This is a genomic window from Nostoc sp. CHAB 5715 (assembly GCF_020829685.1).
Lineage (GTDB): Bacteria > Cyanobacteriota > Cyanobacteriia > Cyanobacteriales > Nostocaceae > Nostoc.
The window spans coordinates 1-2419 of sequence record NZ_JAIVFR010001056.1; the positions used below are offsets into that span (position 1 = coordinate 1).

At 48.1% G+C, this 2419-nt stretch carries 3 protein-coding genes; all 3 read right to left on the minus strand.

What is annotated here, in order from left to right:
- Nucleotides 1-163: 163 nt before the first annotated feature.
- Nucleotides 164-409: a hypothetical protein gene (locus LC574_RS35755; protein ID WP_229458362.1), complete on the minus strand. Its 246-nt coding sequence runs from the start codon at nt 407-409 to the stop codon at nt 164-166.
- A 71-nt stretch (nt 410-480) separates the two neighbouring features.
- Nucleotides 481-624: a hypothetical protein gene (locus tag LC574_RS35760; protein WP_229458363.1), complete on the minus strand. Its 144-nt coding sequence runs from the start codon at nt 622-624 to the stop codon at nt 481-483.
- The coding region (locus LC574_RS35765) for a WD40 repeat domain-containing protein (protein ID WP_267871795.1) at nt 596-2419 on the minus strand (1824 nt) is incomplete at its 5' end. The genes LC574_RS35760 and LC574_RS35765, both read right to left, overlap by 29 nt.

A 2419-nucleotide genomic window follows, 5' to 3' on the forward strand; every position in this document is an offset into this window, starting at 1 on the left:
TGAAGATGACTAAATATAGCCAAAAATTTTTAGTCTACTTCAGTAGACTTTAGCTATGAGCCTTGAACTTTAGTTCGAGGCGGGTGAGGAAGCTAACAGTTAAGCTACTTTTAGCTTAAGTTGACACCAATGAGCAATGCTAAACCCCTACCGCGTGGTCTATTTACCTGAAAATAGCTGTAAGCTTAGAATCACAACAAAAATTAGATCCCCGACTTCTTAAAGAAGTCAGGGATCTGGACACTGCGAGATCAGAACTGCGATCGCGTCTTTTCTTTGGCAAGCGATCGCCTTTAACTGTATATTTAAGCTGTTCAGAACTGCGATCGCGTCTTTTCTTTGGCAAGCGATCGCCTTTAACTTTATATTTAAGCTGTTCAGAACTGCGATCGCGTCTTTTCTTTGGCAAGCGATCGCCTTTAACTCTACATTTAAGCTCTTCAGAACTGCGATCGCATCTCTAATTTACCAAGCGATGGTCTACGACGGGCTACGCCTACGCCTGTTATGAATATTAAAGGGCGATCGCTCCCTCATCCCCCTCATCCCCCTCATCTCCCTCATCCCCCTCATCCCCCTCATCCCCCTCATCCCCCTACCGCCCCGAACACACTTTAGGCGCATCAGGATGGCTAGCCAAATAACCCTTAAGCCAACTGCAACCCTGTGCTAATAAATCATCAAGATTCAGATTCCACAATTTGATTGTCTTGTCAGCACTGGCGGAAGCTAAAGTTTTGCCATCCGGGCTGAAGACGACGCTGTAGACCGCATCGCTATGCCCAGTGAGTGTGGAAATTTCTTTGCCTGTGTCGAGATTCCACAATTTGATGGTGTTGTCAAGACTGGCGGAAGCTAAAGTTTTGCCATCCGGGCTGAAGACGACACTTCTGACCAAATCGCTATGCCCAGTGAGTGTGGAAATTTCTTTGCCCGTGTACCGATTCCACAATTTGATCGTCTTGTCAGCACTGGCGGAAGCTAAAGTTTTGCCATCCGGGCTGAAGACGACGCTGTAGACCGAATCGTTATGCCCAGTGAGTGTGGAAATTTCTTTGCCCGTCTCCCGATTCCACAATTTGATTGTCTTGTCAGCACTGGTGGAAGCTAAAGTTTTGTCATCCGGGCTGAAGATGACGCTGATGACCAAAGAGCGATGCCCACTCAGGGTGGTAATTTCTTTGCCCGTCTCTCGATTCCACAATTTGATGGTGTTGTCAACACTGGCGGAAGCTAAAGTTTTGCCATCCGGGCTGAAGACGATGCTGTAGACCGAATCGTTATGCCCACTCAAGGTGGAAATTTCTTTGCCCATGTCCCGATTCCACAATTTGATCGTCTTGTCAATACTGGCGGAAGCTAAAGTTTTGCCATCCGGGCTGAAGACGACGCTGTTAACCAAATCGCTATGCCCAGCCAGGGTGGAAATTTCTTTGCCCGTGTCCCAATTCCACAATTTGATCGTCTTGTCAAGACTGGCGGAAGCTAAAGTTTTGTCATCCGGGCTGAAGACGACGCTGTTGACCTCAGCGCTATGCCCAGTCAGGGTGGTAATTTCTTTGCCTATGTCCCGATTCCACAATTTGATTGTCTTGTCAACACTGGCGGAAGCTAAAGTTTTGCCATCCGGGCTGAAGACGACGCTGTTGACCTCAGCGCTATGCCCAGTCAGGGTGGTAATTTCTTTGCCCGTGTCCCGATTCCACAATTTGCTCGTCTTGTCACGACTCGCGGAAGCTAAAGTTTTGCCATTCGGGCTGAAGACGACGCTGTAGACCCAATCGCTATGCCCAGTCAGGGTGGTAATTTCTTTGCCCGTGTCCCGATTCCACAATTTGATCGTCTTGTCCCAACTGGCGGAAGCTAAAGTTCTGCCATCAGGGCTGAAGACGACGCTGTTGACCAAATCGCTATGCCCAGTGAGTGTGGAAATTTCTTCGCCTGTGTTGAGATTCCACAATTTGATGGTGCTGTCAGAACTGGCGGAAGCTAAAGTTTTGCCATTCGGGCTGAAGACGACGCTGTAGACCGAATCGTTATGCCCAGTGAGTGTGGAAATTTCTTTGCCCGTCTCCCGATTCCACAATTTGATCGTCTTGTCATGACTTGCAGAAGCTAAAGTTTTGCCATCCGGGCTGAAGACGACGCTGTAGACCGAATCGTTATGCCCAGTGAGTGTGGAAATTTCTTTGCCTGTGTTGAGATTCCACAATTTGATCGTCTCGTCAAGACTGGCGGAAGCTAAAGTTTTGCTATCCGGGCTGAAGACGACGCTGTTGACGAAATTGCTATGCCCAGTGAGTGTGGAAATTTCTTTGCCTGTGTTGAGATTCCACAATTTGATCGTCTTGTCATGACTTGCAGAAGCAATAGTCTTGCCATCGGGGCTAAATGCGACGCTATTGACCCATTCCCTATG

What these genes read in the sequence shown, in the direction of transcription:
- LC574_RS35760 (WP_229458363.1), bottom strand. Translation starts at nt 624, where the DNA reads ATGCGCCTAAAGTGTGTTCGGGGCGGTAGGGGGATGAGGGGGATGAGG.